General features: G+C 70.4%; 15 protein-coding genes. 4 read left to right on the top strand and 11 right to left on the bottom strand.

Features of this window, described 5'->3' with window-relative positions; translation table 11 throughout:
* Positions 1-77: 77 nt before the first annotated feature.
* Positions 78-809, bottom strand: coding sequence for a helix-turn-helix domain-containing protein (locus tag PSH25_RS17580; RefSeq protein ID WP_238660108.1), 732 nt, complete (start codon positions 807-809; stop codon positions 78-80).
* 204 nt (positions 810-1,013) lie between these two features.
* Here PSH25_RS17580 and PSH25_RS17575 point away from each other — a divergent pair, with 204 nt between their 5' ends.
* Positions 1,014-1,307 carry a hypothetical protein gene (locus tag PSH25_RS17575; RefSeq protein ID WP_238660107.1) on the top strand — a complete coding sequence of 98 codons (294 nt, stop codon included), beginning with the start codon at positions 1,014-1,016 and terminating at the stop codon, positions 1,305-1,307.
* The gene (locus PSH25_RS17570; RefSeq protein WP_238660106.1) at positions 1,304-1,579 is read left to right on the top strand and encodes a hypothetical protein; all 276 of its coding nucleotides are present in this window, start codon (positions 1,304-1,306) and stop codon (positions 1,577-1,579) included. The genes PSH25_RS17575 and PSH25_RS17570 overlap by 4 nt, the downstream gene beginning before the upstream one ends.
* 39 nt (positions 1,580-1,618) lie before the next feature.
* On the opposite strand, the gene PSH25_RS17565 is transcribed toward PSH25_RS17570, so the two are convergent.
* Both PSH25_RS17565 and PSH25_RS17560 read right to left on the bottom strand, forming a co-directional pair.
* Positions 1,619-2,515, bottom strand: a complete 897-nt coding sequence (locus tag PSH25_RS17565) for a GNAT family N-acetyltransferase (RefSeq protein ID WP_238660105.1) — start codon at positions 2,513-2,515, stop codon at positions 1,619-1,621.
* A 1-nt stretch (position 2,516) separates the two neighbouring features.
* Positions 2,517-2,930, bottom strand: a complete 414-nt coding sequence (locus tag PSH25_RS17560; protein ID WP_238660104.1) for a RidA family protein — start codon at positions 2,928-2,930, stop codon at positions 2,517-2,519.
* Positions 2,931-3,097: 167 nt separating this feature from the next.
* Between PSH25_RS17560 and PSH25_RS17555 the strand changes: the two genes are divergently transcribed.
* Complete coding sequence (locus tag PSH25_RS17555; protein WP_238660103.1) at positions 3,098-3,772, top strand: hypothetical protein; 675 nt, start codon at positions 3,098-3,100, stop codon at positions 3,770-3,772.
* 74 nt (positions 3,773-3,846) lie between these two features.
* Here the strand turns inward: PSH25_RS17555 and PSH25_RS17550 are convergent, their stop codons facing one another.
* The 6 genes from PSH25_RS17550 to PSH25_RS17525 all read right to left on the bottom strand — a co-directional run bounded on the left by PSH25_RS17550 (position 3,847) and on the right by PSH25_RS17525 (position 10,455).
* A complete protein-coding gene (locus PSH25_RS17550; RefSeq protein ID WP_238660102.1) occupies positions 3,847-4,854 on the bottom strand; it encodes a LacI family DNA-binding transcriptional regulator in 1,008 nt (335 codons plus the stop codon).
* Between the two features lie 19 nt (positions 4,855-4,873).
* Positions 4,874-6,286: a GH1 family beta-glucosidase gene (locus PSH25_RS17545; protein ID WP_238660101.1), complete on the bottom strand. Its 1,413-nt coding sequence runs from the start codon at positions 6,284-6,286 to the stop codon at positions 4,874-4,876.
* On the bottom strand, positions 6,283-7,116 hold the full coding sequence (locus tag PSH25_RS17540; RefSeq protein ID WP_238660100.1) for a carbohydrate ABC transporter permease: 834 nt from the start codon (positions 7,114-7,116) through the stop codon (positions 6,283-6,285). The genes PSH25_RS17545 and PSH25_RS17540 overlap by 4 nt, the downstream gene beginning before the upstream one ends.
* Positions 7,113-8,096, bottom strand: a complete 984-nt coding sequence (locus PSH25_RS17535; protein ID WP_238660099.1) for a carbohydrate ABC transporter permease — start codon at positions 8,094-8,096, stop codon at positions 7,113-7,115. Before PSH25_RS17535 ends, PSH25_RS17540 begins: the two co-directional genes overlap by 4 nt.
* Before the next feature lie 70 nt (positions 8,097-8,166).
* Positions 8,167-9,471, bottom strand: a complete 1,305-nt coding sequence (locus PSH25_RS17530; protein ID WP_238660098.1) for an ABC transporter substrate-binding protein — start codon at positions 9,469-9,471, stop codon at positions 8,167-8,169.
* A 225-nt stretch (positions 9,472-9,696) separates the two neighbouring features.
* Positions 9,697-10,455 (bottom strand): maleylpyruvate isomerase family mycothiol-dependent enzyme, encoded by a 759-nt coding sequence (locus tag PSH25_RS17525; RefSeq protein ID WP_238660097.1) that lies wholly within the window; start codon positions 10,453-10,455, stop codon positions 9,697-9,699.
* 114 nt (positions 10,456-10,569) lie between these two features.
* On the opposite strand from PSH25_RS17525, the gene PSH25_RS17520 reads away from it, so the two are divergent.
* Positions 10,570-11,607, top strand: coding sequence for a UDP-N-acetylmuramate dehydrogenase (locus tag PSH25_RS17520; protein ID WP_238660127.1), 1,038 nt, complete (start codon positions 10,570-10,572; stop codon positions 11,605-11,607).
* A gap of 157 nt (positions 11,608-11,764) precedes the next feature.
* Here PSH25_RS17520 and PSH25_RS17515 read toward each other — a convergent pair whose 3' ends face one another.
* Both PSH25_RS17515 and PSH25_RS17510 read right to left on the bottom strand, forming a co-directional pair.
* The gene (locus tag PSH25_RS17515; protein ID WP_238660096.1) at positions 11,765-12,553 is read right to left on the bottom strand and encodes a class I SAM-dependent methyltransferase; all 789 of its coding nucleotides are present in this window, start codon (positions 12,551-12,553) and stop codon (positions 11,765-11,767) included.
* Between the two features lie 128 nt (positions 12,554-12,681).
* Positions 12,682-13,449 carry an SDR family oxidoreductase gene (locus PSH25_RS17510; RefSeq protein WP_238660095.1) on the bottom strand — a complete coding sequence of 256 codons (768 nt, stop codon included), beginning with the start codon at positions 13,447-13,449 and terminating at the stop codon, positions 12,682-12,684.
* Positions 13,450-13,550 lie beyond the last annotated feature (101 nt).

The following is a 13,550-nucleotide window of genomic DNA, read 5'->3' as shown; positions in this document are numbered from 1 at the left end:
GATCGGCGCGGGCGGGGGAGATCGCTAACGCAATCCCGGAAGACCGGTCAGGTCATCGTGACTGCGGGACGGTGCGGCTACGCCGCCCGTGCGTCGTCCCACAGGGACTCGAAGTGCTCCACGTAACGATCAAACGGACCGCCGTTCTCACGGCGTCGGAGGTGCATCGTCACCGAGTCCTGTCCTAGCCCCGCGCCGATGTGCGTAGCCACAATCGCCTCGTCATCGAAGACCCAGACGGACATGGCAACGTGCCGTTCCGACATTCGGGTGGCAAGGGGTTCCGGAGACTTCGCGATCTCCGCCTGGGTCATGGCGATGCGGGTCGCGAGCGTGAGGGGAGTCGACTCGATGCGCTCTCGCGCCGTTGTGACCTCGCTGCCGGGATCGCCGAGCAGGAAACGCACATCGGCACCGCTCTGGGCCTTCGCACTGAGCGTGGTGGCGGCGTTAGGCACCTCAAGCCATACGAAGTAACTCGTGTACCCGCCGAACCACAACCGTGTGCCCGCTTTGTCGATCAACTCGCGGAATAGTGAACGCGGAAGATCGGATCGGCGCGCGTACACGCCGACCAACTCACGGTCTGAACCGACCTTGACAGCGCGGCGGACGACTTCGGGCCATAGCACCTCTACATCCTGACCCAACACCCCTGCGGCCCGCATCCGGGAGCGAGGGTGAGGAATGCGGCTCCTGCTGATCCACCGCTCAACCGTCTTTGGATCCACATCGCACTTCTCTGCGAGGTCGGCAACGGTCAGCCCCGCCGATCTGAGGGCGTGCCCGAGGGCGTCGTTTCTCGTCATCGCAAGGGGACCTTTCCTAGACGTCCCCGATAGTCGCACACGGACGGTACAGGCGTCCGATACCCGCTGAAACCGTGGAGTTAAGCGGTACCGCTGGTGGAGGCGACGACCGGCGGCGGCGCTGGCCCGGGGGCCGCCATTTGGTCGAGAACGCAGTGCGGCCCCTCCTGACGATCGGAGAGGGGTGAATGGATGGATGGCCGGGTGAGGGGGTCCACGCGGAAGGTGAAGTCGGGCGATGTACTGCACCTGACCCGTGCGGCGAGTGTGCAGTTCCTCCGGCCGATCTTCGTCCGCGTGATCCGGCTTCCTGACTGGGTGACCTATGACGGCTGGCTCTGGATTGAGGGCTACGAGCTGGGCCCAAAGGGCGAGGCGGTCATTCGGCGGTCGCTCTTCGTCCAGACGGCGGGGCTGATCTGGCAGGACGCCCCGGTGCCAGGCGCCCGGCCCACGATCCGTCGGCCGGTCCGTCGTGGACCGGTGCGGGTCGGATGAGCGTCCGCCCCCGACCGCACCTGCCGATGCGCCCCGCGTGGCTGTGTCGCAACTGTGCCGCGCCGTGGCCCTGCGGTCCGGCTCAACTCGACCTCATTGTCGAGTTCTACGGTCACTCGGTCGCTCTGGCGTTCTACCTGGCCTCGTCGATGCAGGAGGCCGTCGACGACATGTACGGCCTGGGCGGTCGCCCGGATCTCGCCGTGATGCACACCCGCTTTCTCGGGTGGCTGTCCCTGGCCCGCCGATCGCGCCGGGCCGATCGCGATTGAGGACCGAATCCCCGGCGGAGGTCCGCGGGTGACTGCTGATCAGGTCAGGTCGGCCAGGCAGGACCATTCGGCTGCCACCGGGCGGTAGCCCAGCCGGGTGTTGATGGCGAGCATCGGCCCGTTCGCCTCGTCGTTCGAGGTGTACGCGACGCGCACGCCGTTCGCGGCAGCCCGGTGCAGCGCGGCGGTCTTGGTGAGCCGGGCGAGGCCCCGTCCCCGGTGCGTCGGGAGACTGCCGGTGAAGTCCGACCACATCCGGTCCCCGTCCCGCTTCACCAGGCTGAAGGCGGCGACCTCACCATCGACTTCGGCGGCCATGCTGGCCGTCTTGTCCAGACCGAGGTTGTCCCAGACGTCGTGCTGCCAGCTCTCGTAGCTGATCGAGTCGACCGGCACGTCGCCCGGCTCGTCCAGCGAGGCGGCCACGTCCGCCGCGTAGAGCCGGTGCGGGTCCAGGTCGGAGATCGGGAGCAGCCGTACGCCCGGCGGCGGGTCGGGCAGCGCAGGTGCCGGATTCAAATCGAGCGCCGAGAAGCGCAGCTCACGACTGGGCTCGTAGCCGTGCCGACGGGCGAACGGCAGCGCGTCCGGCTGGGCGAAGGCGCGGAGCCGGCGGACCCCCAGCGGGGCGAGGTGACCTGTCGCGGTCGCCAGCAGCGCGGTGCCGATGCCGCGCCGCCGGTGCTCCGGGTGGACGTGCAGGAGATTGATGTCACCGAAGTTCGCCGTCGAGGTCGAGGCGTTGCGTTGGGCCGTCACCCACCCGACGATCTGGGCATCGACCTCGGCCACGAAGGCGGCCCAGTCCCTTCCCGGTATCGGCTCGGCGATCATCTTCCGGGTCGACTCGACGCCGCGCACCTGGTACGGGTAGACCGTCGCCCGCAGGGCCACCACGCCCGCAGCATCGTCCGGCTGCGCCACCCGAATACGCATGTCAGGCCCCCATCCGTACGGCGGCGACGGCCTCGACCTCGACGAGCTGGTCGGTGTAGCCGAGCACGGCCACCCCGAGCAACGTGCTGGGCGGATCATGGTCGCCGAAGAAGTCCCGCACCGCCTCCCAGACGGTCACCAGATCCCTCTGCTGCGACGACGCCACGTAGACCGTGGTCTTGACGACGTCGGTCAGCCGTGCGCCGGCCGCATCGAGAGCGGTCTCCAGGTTCGTCATCACCTGCCGGGCCTGCGCGGCGTGATCGCCCGGCGCGACGGTGCGCCCCTCGGCGTCCAGCGGGCACGCCCCGGCGGTGAACACCAACCGGGCAGGCGACTCGACGGTGGCCGCGTACGCGTACTCGGCGACATCGGACAGGGCGGGGACGTGCAGCAGCGCGACATGGTCCGGCATGTCGGCGAGGCTAATGACGATCGGGATCCCCGGTCGACACATTAACGCTGCACAGCTGCGCTGGCGGTTGAAAAAGGAACGAAAAGGGCTGTGAGTGGTTCGAAGCAGATTATTCTCCCATCTCGGTTGTAAGTGTCATAAACTGCCGCAGAGATCATGGGGGAAATGTGAGAGGACTACTCGTCAAACTCGTCGCTACCGGTGCCACAGCCGGCGCGATCCTGGTCGGGGCTGCAGGCGCGGCGCTCGCCCAGCCGACCGATCCGACCCAGCCACCGCCTCAGGTCAGCAACATCGACATCAACCCCGGCAACGTCCCCACGACCGCGGCCGCGTTCAGTCAGAACTGCGACCCGAACCTCGGCGGTGGGCCGTTCCCGGACCAGGACGTGTGGGTGTTCAACCTGCCGGGCGACCCAGCGACCTCCGGGCAGTTCGTCACGGTCACCGGCACCTGGAGCATCCCGAACGACGGCACCGTGACCCGGACGATCCCCACCGACGGCGGGGCGATCGTCAACGACATGGGCACCAGCAAGGCGTGGATCCGGCTGCCCGCCGGCTGGACACTGACCGACGCCACCGCGGTGATCACCGGTACGGCGGAGTTCTTCGTGCTGACCCAGACCTGTGCCGCCAACGGTCAGCCCACCTCGCCGCCGCCCACCACCCAGCCGCCGACCAGCGCGCCGCCCACGGCGACCCCGACGAAGAGCCACCTGCCGATCACCGGTAACTCGGCGGGCAGTGCGTTGATTCCGATGGCCATCCTCGGCATCGGTGCGGTGGCGCTCGGCACCACGTTGATCGCGGTGCGCCGCCGCCGGGACGCGGAAGGCTGATCGGCCAGCACGGGCATCGAACCCGGAACTACTAGCGGGTCCCGGGGGCTCTCCTCGTCGAGGAGGGCCCCCGGCTATGCCGAGGCGCGGCGGATCAGCTCGGTGGGGAGCATGACCGCCTGCTCGATGGTCTCCCCGGCGGCCAGCCGGAGCAGTTGCCGGGTCATCCGGCGGCCAAGTTCCACGATCGGCTGCCGGACGGTGGTCAGCGGCGGCTCGGTGTAGGCGGCGGTCTCGATGTCGTCGAAGCCGACCACCGCCACGTCCTCCGGCACCCGCCGACCAGCCTCGCGCAGCGTCCGCAGGGCGGCGTGCGCCATCAGGTCGCTGGCGGCGAAGACGCCGTCCAGGTCGGGATGTTCGGTGAGCAGGCGGCGCATCGCGGCCGACCCGGATTCCCTGGTGAAGTCACCGATGGCGACCAGCTCGGGCAGCCCCGCGTCGGCGACCGTGCTGCGGTAGCCGCTGAGCCGTTCGATTCCGGCGACCATGTCCTGTGGCCCGGCGATGGTGGCGATCCGTCGACGACCGCTGTCGATCATGTGCCGGACGGCCTCGGTCACCCCGCCCACGTGGTCGACGTCCACGTACGGGACGGGCACGTCGCCGAGCGGCCGGCCGCTGACCACCACCGGGATGCCGAGTCGGGCCAGCGTGCCGGGCAGCGGGTCGGCACCGTGCAGCGACGCGAAGAGCACACCGTCGACGTGCCGGCCGGTGGTGTACCGCTCGACCCGATGGTGCCCGGCAGGCGAGCCGGCGAGCATCAGCACCAGTTGCTTGTCGGCCGCCTCCAACTCCTGGCTGACGCCCCGGATGATGCCGGGGAAGACCTGGTCGTCGGAGAAGACCCGGGTGGCCGCCTCCGGCATGACCAGGGCGATCGAGTCGGTGCGTTGGGTGACCAGGCTGCGGGCGGCCAGGTTGGGGACGTACCCCAACTCGGCGACCGCCCGGGTGACCGCCTCGCGGATCGGTTCGGCGACGGTGGTGGAGCCGTTGACCACCCGGGACACGGTGGCGCGGGACACCCCGGCCCGCGCCGCCACCGCTTCGAGCGTCGGCCGCTGCGCCGTCGTCATCGCGCCTTCCCCCCGCTCGTCACAGCCCGTTCCGGGAGATCACCTCCTGGTACCACCGGGCGCTGGCCTTCGGTGTGCGCCGCTGGGTCAGGTAGTCGACGTGCACGATCCCGAACCGCTTGCGGTAACCCTCCGCCCACTCGAAGTTGTCCAGGAATGACCATACGAGATAACCGCGCAGGTCCACGCCCCGGGAGATCGCCTCGTGCGCCGCACGGAGGTGCCCGTCGAGGTAGGCGATGCGATCGGCGTCGATCACCTGTGCCGGGCCGTCGGGCGAGTCGGCGCCGGGCTTGTCGGGGAACGCCGCGCCGTTCTCGGTGATCAGCAGCGGCACCCCGGGGTAGTCGGCGGCGATCCGCTCCAGCAGCCGGGTGAGCCCGGCCGGCTCGATCATCCAACCCATGTCGGTGAGCGGCCCGGCCGGCGGCAGGAAGTGCACCGCGCCCTCGGTGCCCGGATACGCGCCATTGCCGGCGCCGTCGGGCCGACCGGCCACGTAACTCGGGGCGTAGTAATTGATGCCGAGCAGGTCGATCGGGGCGGCGATCAGCTTCTCGTCGCCGTCGCGGATGAACGTCGGCTCGACGATGCGGGCCACGTGCTCCCGGACGTCGTCCGGGTAGCCGCCGGCCAGCAGCGGGTCGAGGAAGATCCGGTTGTGCAGGCCGTCGACCAGGCGAACCGCGGCGGCGTCGGCCGCGCTCTGCGGGTCGGCCGGGCGTACGTCGGCCGGGTTGACGGTGACACCCACGCTGCGCGCGCCGGCCGCCCGCAACGCCCGCGCCGCCAGGCCGTGCCCCAACAGCAGATGGTGTACGGCGGTGAAGGCCGCCGCCGGATCCTGCTCACCCGGAGCGTGCAGCCCGTTGGCGTAACCGAGGTAGGCCGAGCACCACGGCTCGTTGAGCGTGGTCCACACGTCGATCCGGTCGCCGAGGCGGGCGTACACCGCAGTGGCGTAGGTGGCGAAGTGCTCGGCGGTGTCCCGGTTGGTCCAGCCGCCCCGGTCGCCCAGGGACTGCGGCAGATCCCAGTGGTAGAGGGTGACGATCGGGTCGATGCCCCGGTCGAGCAGTGTGTCCGTGAGTCGGTCGTAGAAGTCCAGCCCACGGGGGTTGGCCGGGCCGGTGCCGTCCGGTTGGATCCGTGGCCAGGCGACCGAGAACCGGTACGCCCGCAGGCCCAGCTCGGCCATCAGCGCCACGTCGTCGGCGTACCGGTGGTAGTGGTCGCAGGCGACGTCGCCGGTGTGGCCCTGGTACACCTTGCCCGGCGTACGGCTGAAGGTGTCCCAGATGGACGGACCGCGACCGTCGTCGCGGGCCGCGCCCTCGATCTGGTACGCGGCGGTGGCCGCCCCCCAGAGGAAGTGCTCGGGAAACCGGATCTCGTTGCTGGGCCGGTTGGTTTGCTCGCTCCGCTCGTTCACGCCTTGACCGCACCTTCCATGATTCCGCCGATGATCTGCCGGCCGAACAACACGAAGACCAGTAGCAGGGGCAGCGTCGCGATGGCCGTTCCGGTGAACACCTGCGACATGTCCTGGTAGTACCCGTCCGACAGTGCGCGTAGGGAGAGTTGCACCGTCGGATTCGCCGGATCGTTCAGTACAGCGTACGGCCAGAGGAAGTCGTTCCAGGTGGTCATGAAGGTGAGCAGACCGAGGACGGCGGCGGCGGGACGCAGCGCGGGCAGCACGACGTGCCACCAGATCCGGGCGGTGCCACAGCCGTCCATCCGGGCGGCCTCGATCAGCTCGTCACTGACCGCCTGGCCGGCGTACTGCCGCATCATGAACACCCCGAACCCGGTGACCAGGGCCGGCACGATGACCGCGGGCAACCGGTCGTTCCACTGCAACCGGGTCATCATCAGGTAGAGCGGGATCACGCCGAGCTGGGTCGGCACCATCATGGTCGCGATGATGACGAGCAGCAGCGCGTTGCGGCCGCGGAACCGCAGCTTGGCGAAGGCGAAGCCGGCCAGGCTGGAGAAGAACACCACGGACACGGTGACCGTGGTGGCCACGATCGTCGAGTTGATCAGACCGGTGAGGAAGTACGCGTCGGTGTTGTCGAACAGCCGGGCGATGTTGGCGCCCAGGTTGCCCCCCGGCGTCATCGGTGGCGGCAGTTGCCCCATGGCGTCGCTGGATCGGCTGGCCACCACGAACATCCACCAGATCGGAAAGACCGACAGGCCGGCGGCGACGACCAGGGCGAGGTAGGTGAGCGGGCTGGCCCGCCAGAGTCGGCTCATCGCGCCGCTCCCTTCTGTGGGCGGTCCCCGCCGCCGAGGCGGCGCAGGAGCAGCACGTTGACCGCCGCGACGATCGCGATGAGCGCGAAGAGCAGCCAGGCCACCGCCGAGCCGTACCCGAAGTTGTAGTGCGGCGCGAAGGCGTTCTCGAACATGTACATGGTCAGCGTCTGCGACTCGCGCATCGGGCCGCCCCGAATCGGGTTGGTGCCGGAGTGGAACAGCCGGGGCTCGGTGAAGAGTTGCAGTCCGCCGATGGTGGCGATGATGGCGCAGAAGATGATCGTCGGCTTGAGCAGCGGCACGGTGATCGACCAGAACTGCCGGGCCCGGTTGGCGCCGTCGATGGACGCCGACTCGTACAGGTCGCGGGGGATGGCCTGCATCGCGGCCAGCAGGATCAGCGCGTTGTAGCCGGTCCACCGCCAGTCGACCATGGCGGAGATCGCCACCCAGGAGGCGAACCGGTTGGACTTCCAGCCGATGGCGTCCAGCCCGACCAGGTCGAGCAGCCAGTTGATCATGCCGAACTCGCGGCCGAAGATCACCCCGAACACGATCGCCACCGCGGCGGTGGACGTGACGTTCGGGACGAGCACCGCCATCCGCCAGCCGGTGCGGGCCCGCAGGCCGCGGTTGAGCAGGTTGGCCAGCCAGAGCGCGGCGAGCAACTGCGGCACGGTCGAGATGACGAAGATCCCCAGCGTGTTGACAAGCGCGTGCCAGAAGTCGGCGTCGGCCAGCAGCCGGGTGTAGTTCTCCGCCCCGACGAAGGGGTGGTCGGCGCCGAGCAGATCCCAGTCGTGCAGCGAGACCCAGAAGGTGTACGCCAGCGGGTAGACCCCGAAGACCGCGAAGAGCAGGAAGAACGGGGCGATGTAGAGGTACGGCGAGAGCCGGGTGTCGAGCCGGCTGAGCCGACCCGACGAGCGCTGGGGCGCCGGTACGACCGGCGGGCGGGCGTCGAGCTGGACGGTCATGCCCGGGAACTCCTTTCCGCCGTGCGGGCGGGACTCCGGTCGTCGGAGCCCGCCCGCACGCTGGGTTGGGCTACTTGGCGGCGGCCTTCTTCGCGTTGGTCACCGCGTCGGTCCAGCCCTGCGCGGGGTTGCGCTGGCCCAGCTCCACGGTCCGTACGGCGTTCTCCACCTCGGTCCGTACGGCCTGGTTCTTCGGGCCCATGTAGACCGGCTTCAGGCTCTTCGCGCCGGTGCCGAAGATCGCGCCGACCGGCGCCCCCGAGAAGTACGCGTTTGACGCGCCGGTGATCGCCGGGTCGTCGAGCGCCTGCGGCGACGAGGGCAGCGGACCCTTGGCCTTGAACGCCCCGATCTGCCCCTTGGCGCTGGTGAGGAACTTGACCAGCTCGATCGCCTCGGCCTGGTGCTTGCTCTGCTTGGGCACGGCGAGGTGCGACCCACCCCAGTTGCCGCCGTTGCCGGGCACCCGGGCGATGTCCCACTTGCCCTGGGCATCCGTGCCCGCGTTGGCCTCGATGACGCCGGTCATCCAGGCGGGACAGGCGATGGTGGCGAACTTCGACTGCTTGAAGGCGGAGACCCACTCTTCCGACCAGGAGCCGTACTTTCCGGAGAGGCCCGAGTCGATGATGTCCATGGTGGTGTCCCACGCCTGCCGTACCGACGGGTTGCTGTCGACGACGAGGTTGCCGCTGGTGTCGTAGTAGCTGTAGCCGGTCGTGTTGCCGGCGGTCTGCAGCAGGATGGTGTTGAAGGTGTTGGTCGCCCCGTCGAGGAAGGACGCGCCGGTCTTCGCCGCGGTGAACCGCTCGCCGGTGGCGATGTAGTCCGGCCAGGTGGGCCAGAGCTTGGAGACCGCGTCCCGCTCGGTGGGCAGGCCGGCCTTCTGGAAGAGGTCCTTGCGGTAGCAGATGGCGATGCCGCCGACGTCGGTGCCGAGGCCGATGAGCTGCTTGCCGTCGGCGGTCAGACCGGCGTTCCACTTCCACTCCAGGAAGTTGCCCTTGAGGTCGGCGGCGCCGTGGTCCAGCAGGTTGACGAAGTTCGCCGGATTGGCCTTGTACTCGACCAGCAGACCCTCCTCGATGGCCACCACGTCGCCGGCGCCCCGGCCGGCGGCGAGCCACTGGGTCAGCTTCGGCGAGTACTCGTCGAGGTTGGTGCCGGTGCCGCGCTCGACGATCTTCACGTCGGGGTTAGCAGCCATGTACTCCTGGTAGAGCTGCTCGTAGCCGAACTGGCCGAAGACGTCGACGGTGAGGGTGATCTTTCCGTCGCTGGGCTCGTCGCCGCCGCCGCAGCCAGCGGTGACGAGCAGGGCGGTGGCGGCGGCGAGGGCCACCGCGGCGAGGCGGCGGCGCGGGAAGGCAGCCATGGTTATCGACCTCTCTCAAGGCGGGTGGGTGATGGCAGATGGCTAAGAGAGCGCTCTCACGACAGGGTGGTGGGTTGCCAACCGACTGTCAAGAGAGCGCTCTCTCAGCGTTGTGGTCCCGTGATGGACGGCCCTCGGGGCGCGGCGCCGGTGGGCGGTGGATCCCCGGACACCGACGAGGGCGCCACCCCGGATGGGGTGACGCCCTCGTTCGCGGTGCGTCGGTCAGCCGGTGCGCAGACCGTCCAACAGGGTGCGGTCGCCCGCGACGTCCAGCGTCTCGAAGCTCACCCGCCCCCAGAGCGCCAACAGCAGGTCGCTCGCGGTGCCACTGACCTGGGCGCGGGCGTGGTGATCGTCGTGGTCGAAGATGGTCGCGGTGTCGAGCAGCGCCACCCCCTCGCCGCGCAGCCGCAGATACCACTCCTGGGCCGCATCGGTCGCGCCGAGCTGCACCACCCCGTGCCAGTCACCCGGCACCTGCCGCCGGCCCGCCGGCAGCCAGGTGTCCAGCACCTCGCTCACCCCGTCGGCCGCGAGCTTCGCCTCCACCGGGTCACCAGCCCCGATGGCGAGCTGGGCGTCCCAGCGGTGCACAGCCGTCTCGTGCGCCATCCGACGAGGCCAGAAACCGGCCTTCTTCGGCTGCGGGGCCCAGTTCCAGGCCGGCGCCTCCGCGTCGAGCCCGTCGAAGACGGTCATCACCCGGTCGTACCCCTGCTGCCACAACTGGAGCGCGTTCACGCCCGGGTCGGCCTCAATCTTCTCGCGACGCGGCGGTTGGCTGGTCTGGCCGGAACCGACGAACGACGAAACCCAGTGGTAGATCCCGGCCATGTGCAGTGTGAGGTCGTTGACCGTCCAGCCCGGACAGGACAGCACCGGTGTCTCCGGCGGCGCCTCGGCCACCGCTGCCGCGAAAGCCGGACCCTCCGTCCGGAGCGCCCCGATCCAGAAATCCTTGCTGCCCTGCAGTCTGCTCATCGCCATCCTCCCGGGGGTGCCGGGCGACCAGTGGGTGCCACGGCTAGTTGTCAGCCTAAGGTGAAGGGCGTGCCAGACGCCTCCGCCCAGCCGACAACCGACGCCGATCGTGCCATCCCCGGTCCACTCGCCGGCTACACCACCCTACGGACGGGCGGGCCGGCCGAGCGGATCGTGGCCGCCGGCAGTGCCGACGAGCTCGTCCAGGCGGTGCGGACCGCGACAGAGCCGGTCCTGATCCTGGCCGGGGGCAGCAACGTGGTGATCGGCGACGCCGGCTTCCCCGGCACGGTCGTGCTGGTGCGCTCCCGCGGCGTACGGGTCATCGCCGAGGACGCCGCCTCGGTCACCGTACGGGTCGACGCCGGTGAGCCGTGGGACGACCTGGTCGCCGCCACCGTAGCCAACGGCTGGGCCGGGCTGGAGTGCCTGTCCGGCATCCCCGGCTCGACCGGTGCCACCCCGATCCAGAACGTCGGCGCGTACGGCCAGGAGGTCGCCGAGACGATCACCGGCGTCGAGGTGTACGACCGGGTCGAGGGCACCCGCCAGGTCATCCCCGCCGCCGACTGCGGCTTCGCCTACCGGGGCAGCATCTTCAAGTACGTGGACCGTTGGGTGGTGCTCTCGGTCGACTTCCGGCTCACCCGGTCTCCGCTCTCCGGGCCGGTGCGCTACGCGGAGCTGGCCAGAGCCCTCGGTGTCGAGGTGGGCGACCAGGTGCCGCTGGCGGACGCCCGAGCGGTGGTGCTGCGGCTGCGTGCGGGCAAGGGGATGGTGCTCGACGCCAACGATCCGGACACCCGCTCGGTCGGCTCGTTCTTCACCAACCCCGTGCTCGACCGGGCGACGTACGAACAGCTCCTGGAACGCTCCGCCGAGCTGGGCGACCCGCCCGCCTGGCCCGGGGCGGACGGCCTGGTCAAGGTCAGTGCCGCCTGGCTGATCGACAAGGCCGGCTTCGCCAAGGGCCACCCCGGCGAGGGTGGGGTGGCCATCTCCAGCAAGCACACCCTGGCCCTGACCAACCGCAGCGGCACCGCCCACACCGGCGACCTGCTGGCCCTGGCCCGCACCATCCGTGACCAGGTGCACGCCCGTTTCGGCGTGACCCTGCACCCCGAACCAGTCCTCATCAACTGCGCCCTCTAACCCGCCCCGCCCCGCCCCGCCACTCCCGCCCTCGCCCTCGCCCCCGCCCGCGATCTTGCAGTTTCTGTCGCGACACAACGGTCGCAAAAGGGCGAATCGCCAGCCGAAAGTGCAAGATCGGCGTGCGGGGTGGGGGTGCGGGGTGGACCCTGCGGGGTTAGGGGAGGGGCCAGGGGAGGGTTAGTTCGCCCTGGCGCCAGCGGGTGGGGTTGTTGAGGATGGGCCAGCCCGTTTCGCGCAGACGGGTCACCGCGCGCAGCCAGCGTTGGCGGGGGCCGAAGGTGGCGTACGGGGCGGCGGCCTGCCAGGCGTCGTCCAGGGCGCGGATCAGCGCGTGCACCGGCTCACCGGGAACGTTGCGGTGGATCAATGCCTTGGGCAGCCGCTCGGCCAACTCGGCGGGGCTGCCCAGCGTGGTGAGCTTCGCGGCCAGGGTCAGCGTCCGGGGGCCCTCGGCGTCGACCAGCAGCCAGCTGGCGAGCCGCCCCAACTCGTCACACGTGCCCTCGACGAGCACCCCACCGGGGGCGAGCGCGGCGGTCATCGTCTGCCAGGCTTCGGCCACCTCGCTCTCGTCGTACTGTCGCAGCACGTTGAACGCGCGGACCAGCACCGGCCGGAGCCCGGCCAACTCGAACCCACCCCGGGCGAACGTCAGCCCCGGTGGGTCGGCGGCCGGCGCCGCAGCGGCCACCCGGGCCGCGTCGATCTCCAACCCGACCAGCCGTACGTCCGGACGGACCCCGGCCGCCAGTCGAGCGCGCAACTCCACAGCGGTCACCGGGGTGGCGCCGTAGCCGAGGTCGACCACCAGGGGGTCGTCCGCCGCCAACAGCCGGTCGGCGCAGGTGGCGACGATCCAGTTGTCCACCCGACGGAGCCGGTTCGGGTTCGTCGTGCCGCGCGTGACCACGCCGAACGGCCGACGTCGCGCCCCAGGACTCATGTCGACCTCAAGGCCAGATCTCCGTTTCGCGACTGCGGGGCTCGCAAACCCGGCTCACTCCTCGCGCTGCACTGCGTGGTCCTCGTTTGCGACTGCGGGGCTCGCAAGCCCGGCTCACTCCTCGCGCTTCACTGGCCGACCCGGTGCACCTTGTGCTGGGCGGCCTGCGCCCGTGGCCGGACCACCAGCCGGTCGACGTTGACGTGCTCCGGGCGGGTGGCGCACCAGGCGATGCAGTCGGCGACGTCCTCGGCGACCAGCGGCCCCGGCACCCCGGCGTAGACGGCGGCCGCCCGTTCCGCGTCGCCCTCGAAGCGGACCAGCCCGAACTCGTCGGTCTTCACCATGCCCGGGTCGATCTCGATGACCCGCAGCGGCCGGCCACACAGCTCCAGGCGGAGCGTGCCGGCGATGGCGGTCTGCGCGTGCTTCGCGGCGGTGTAGCCGCCTCCGCCCTCGTAGACGGTCAGGCCGGCGGTGGAGGAGACCACCACGATGGTGCCGGAGCCGGAGGCCTCCAGCGCCGGCAGCAGCGCCTGGGTGACCCGTAGGGTGCCGAGCACGTTCACGTCGTACATCCACTGCCAGTCGGCGACCGAGCCGGACTCCACCGGGTCCAGCCCGCGCGCTCCGCCGGCGTTGTTGACCAGGAGGGCGACCGGCCCGGGTGCCTGGGCGGCGGCCTCGGCCAGCCCGGCCACCGACTCGTCCGAGGTGATGTCGCAGGTCACCGCGGTGGCCTGCCCGCCGGCGGCGGTGATCTCGGCGACCAGTTCGGTGAGCCGTTCGGCGCGGCGGGCGGCGGCGAGCACGTGGAAGCCCTCGGCGGCGAGCCGGCGGGCGGTGGCCGCGCCGATCCCGCTGGACGCTCCGGTGACGATGGCGACTGAGGTCATTCCGACATTGTCACCCCGGGCGTACCACCCGCCCCGACCGGGCGCAGGGCAGCCGTCGGCGGGCGTTCGGTGATGAGGTCCGTCACCCGGAGGGGCCGGGC

Source organism: Micromonospora foliorum (assembly GCF_022229015.1).
GTDB lineage: Bacteria > Actinomycetota > Actinomycetes > Mycobacteriales > Micromonosporaceae > Micromonospora > Micromonospora foliorum.
The sequence above is the reverse complement of the archived record's forward strand: the minus strand, read 5'-3'. Positions and strand labels throughout refer to the sequence as shown.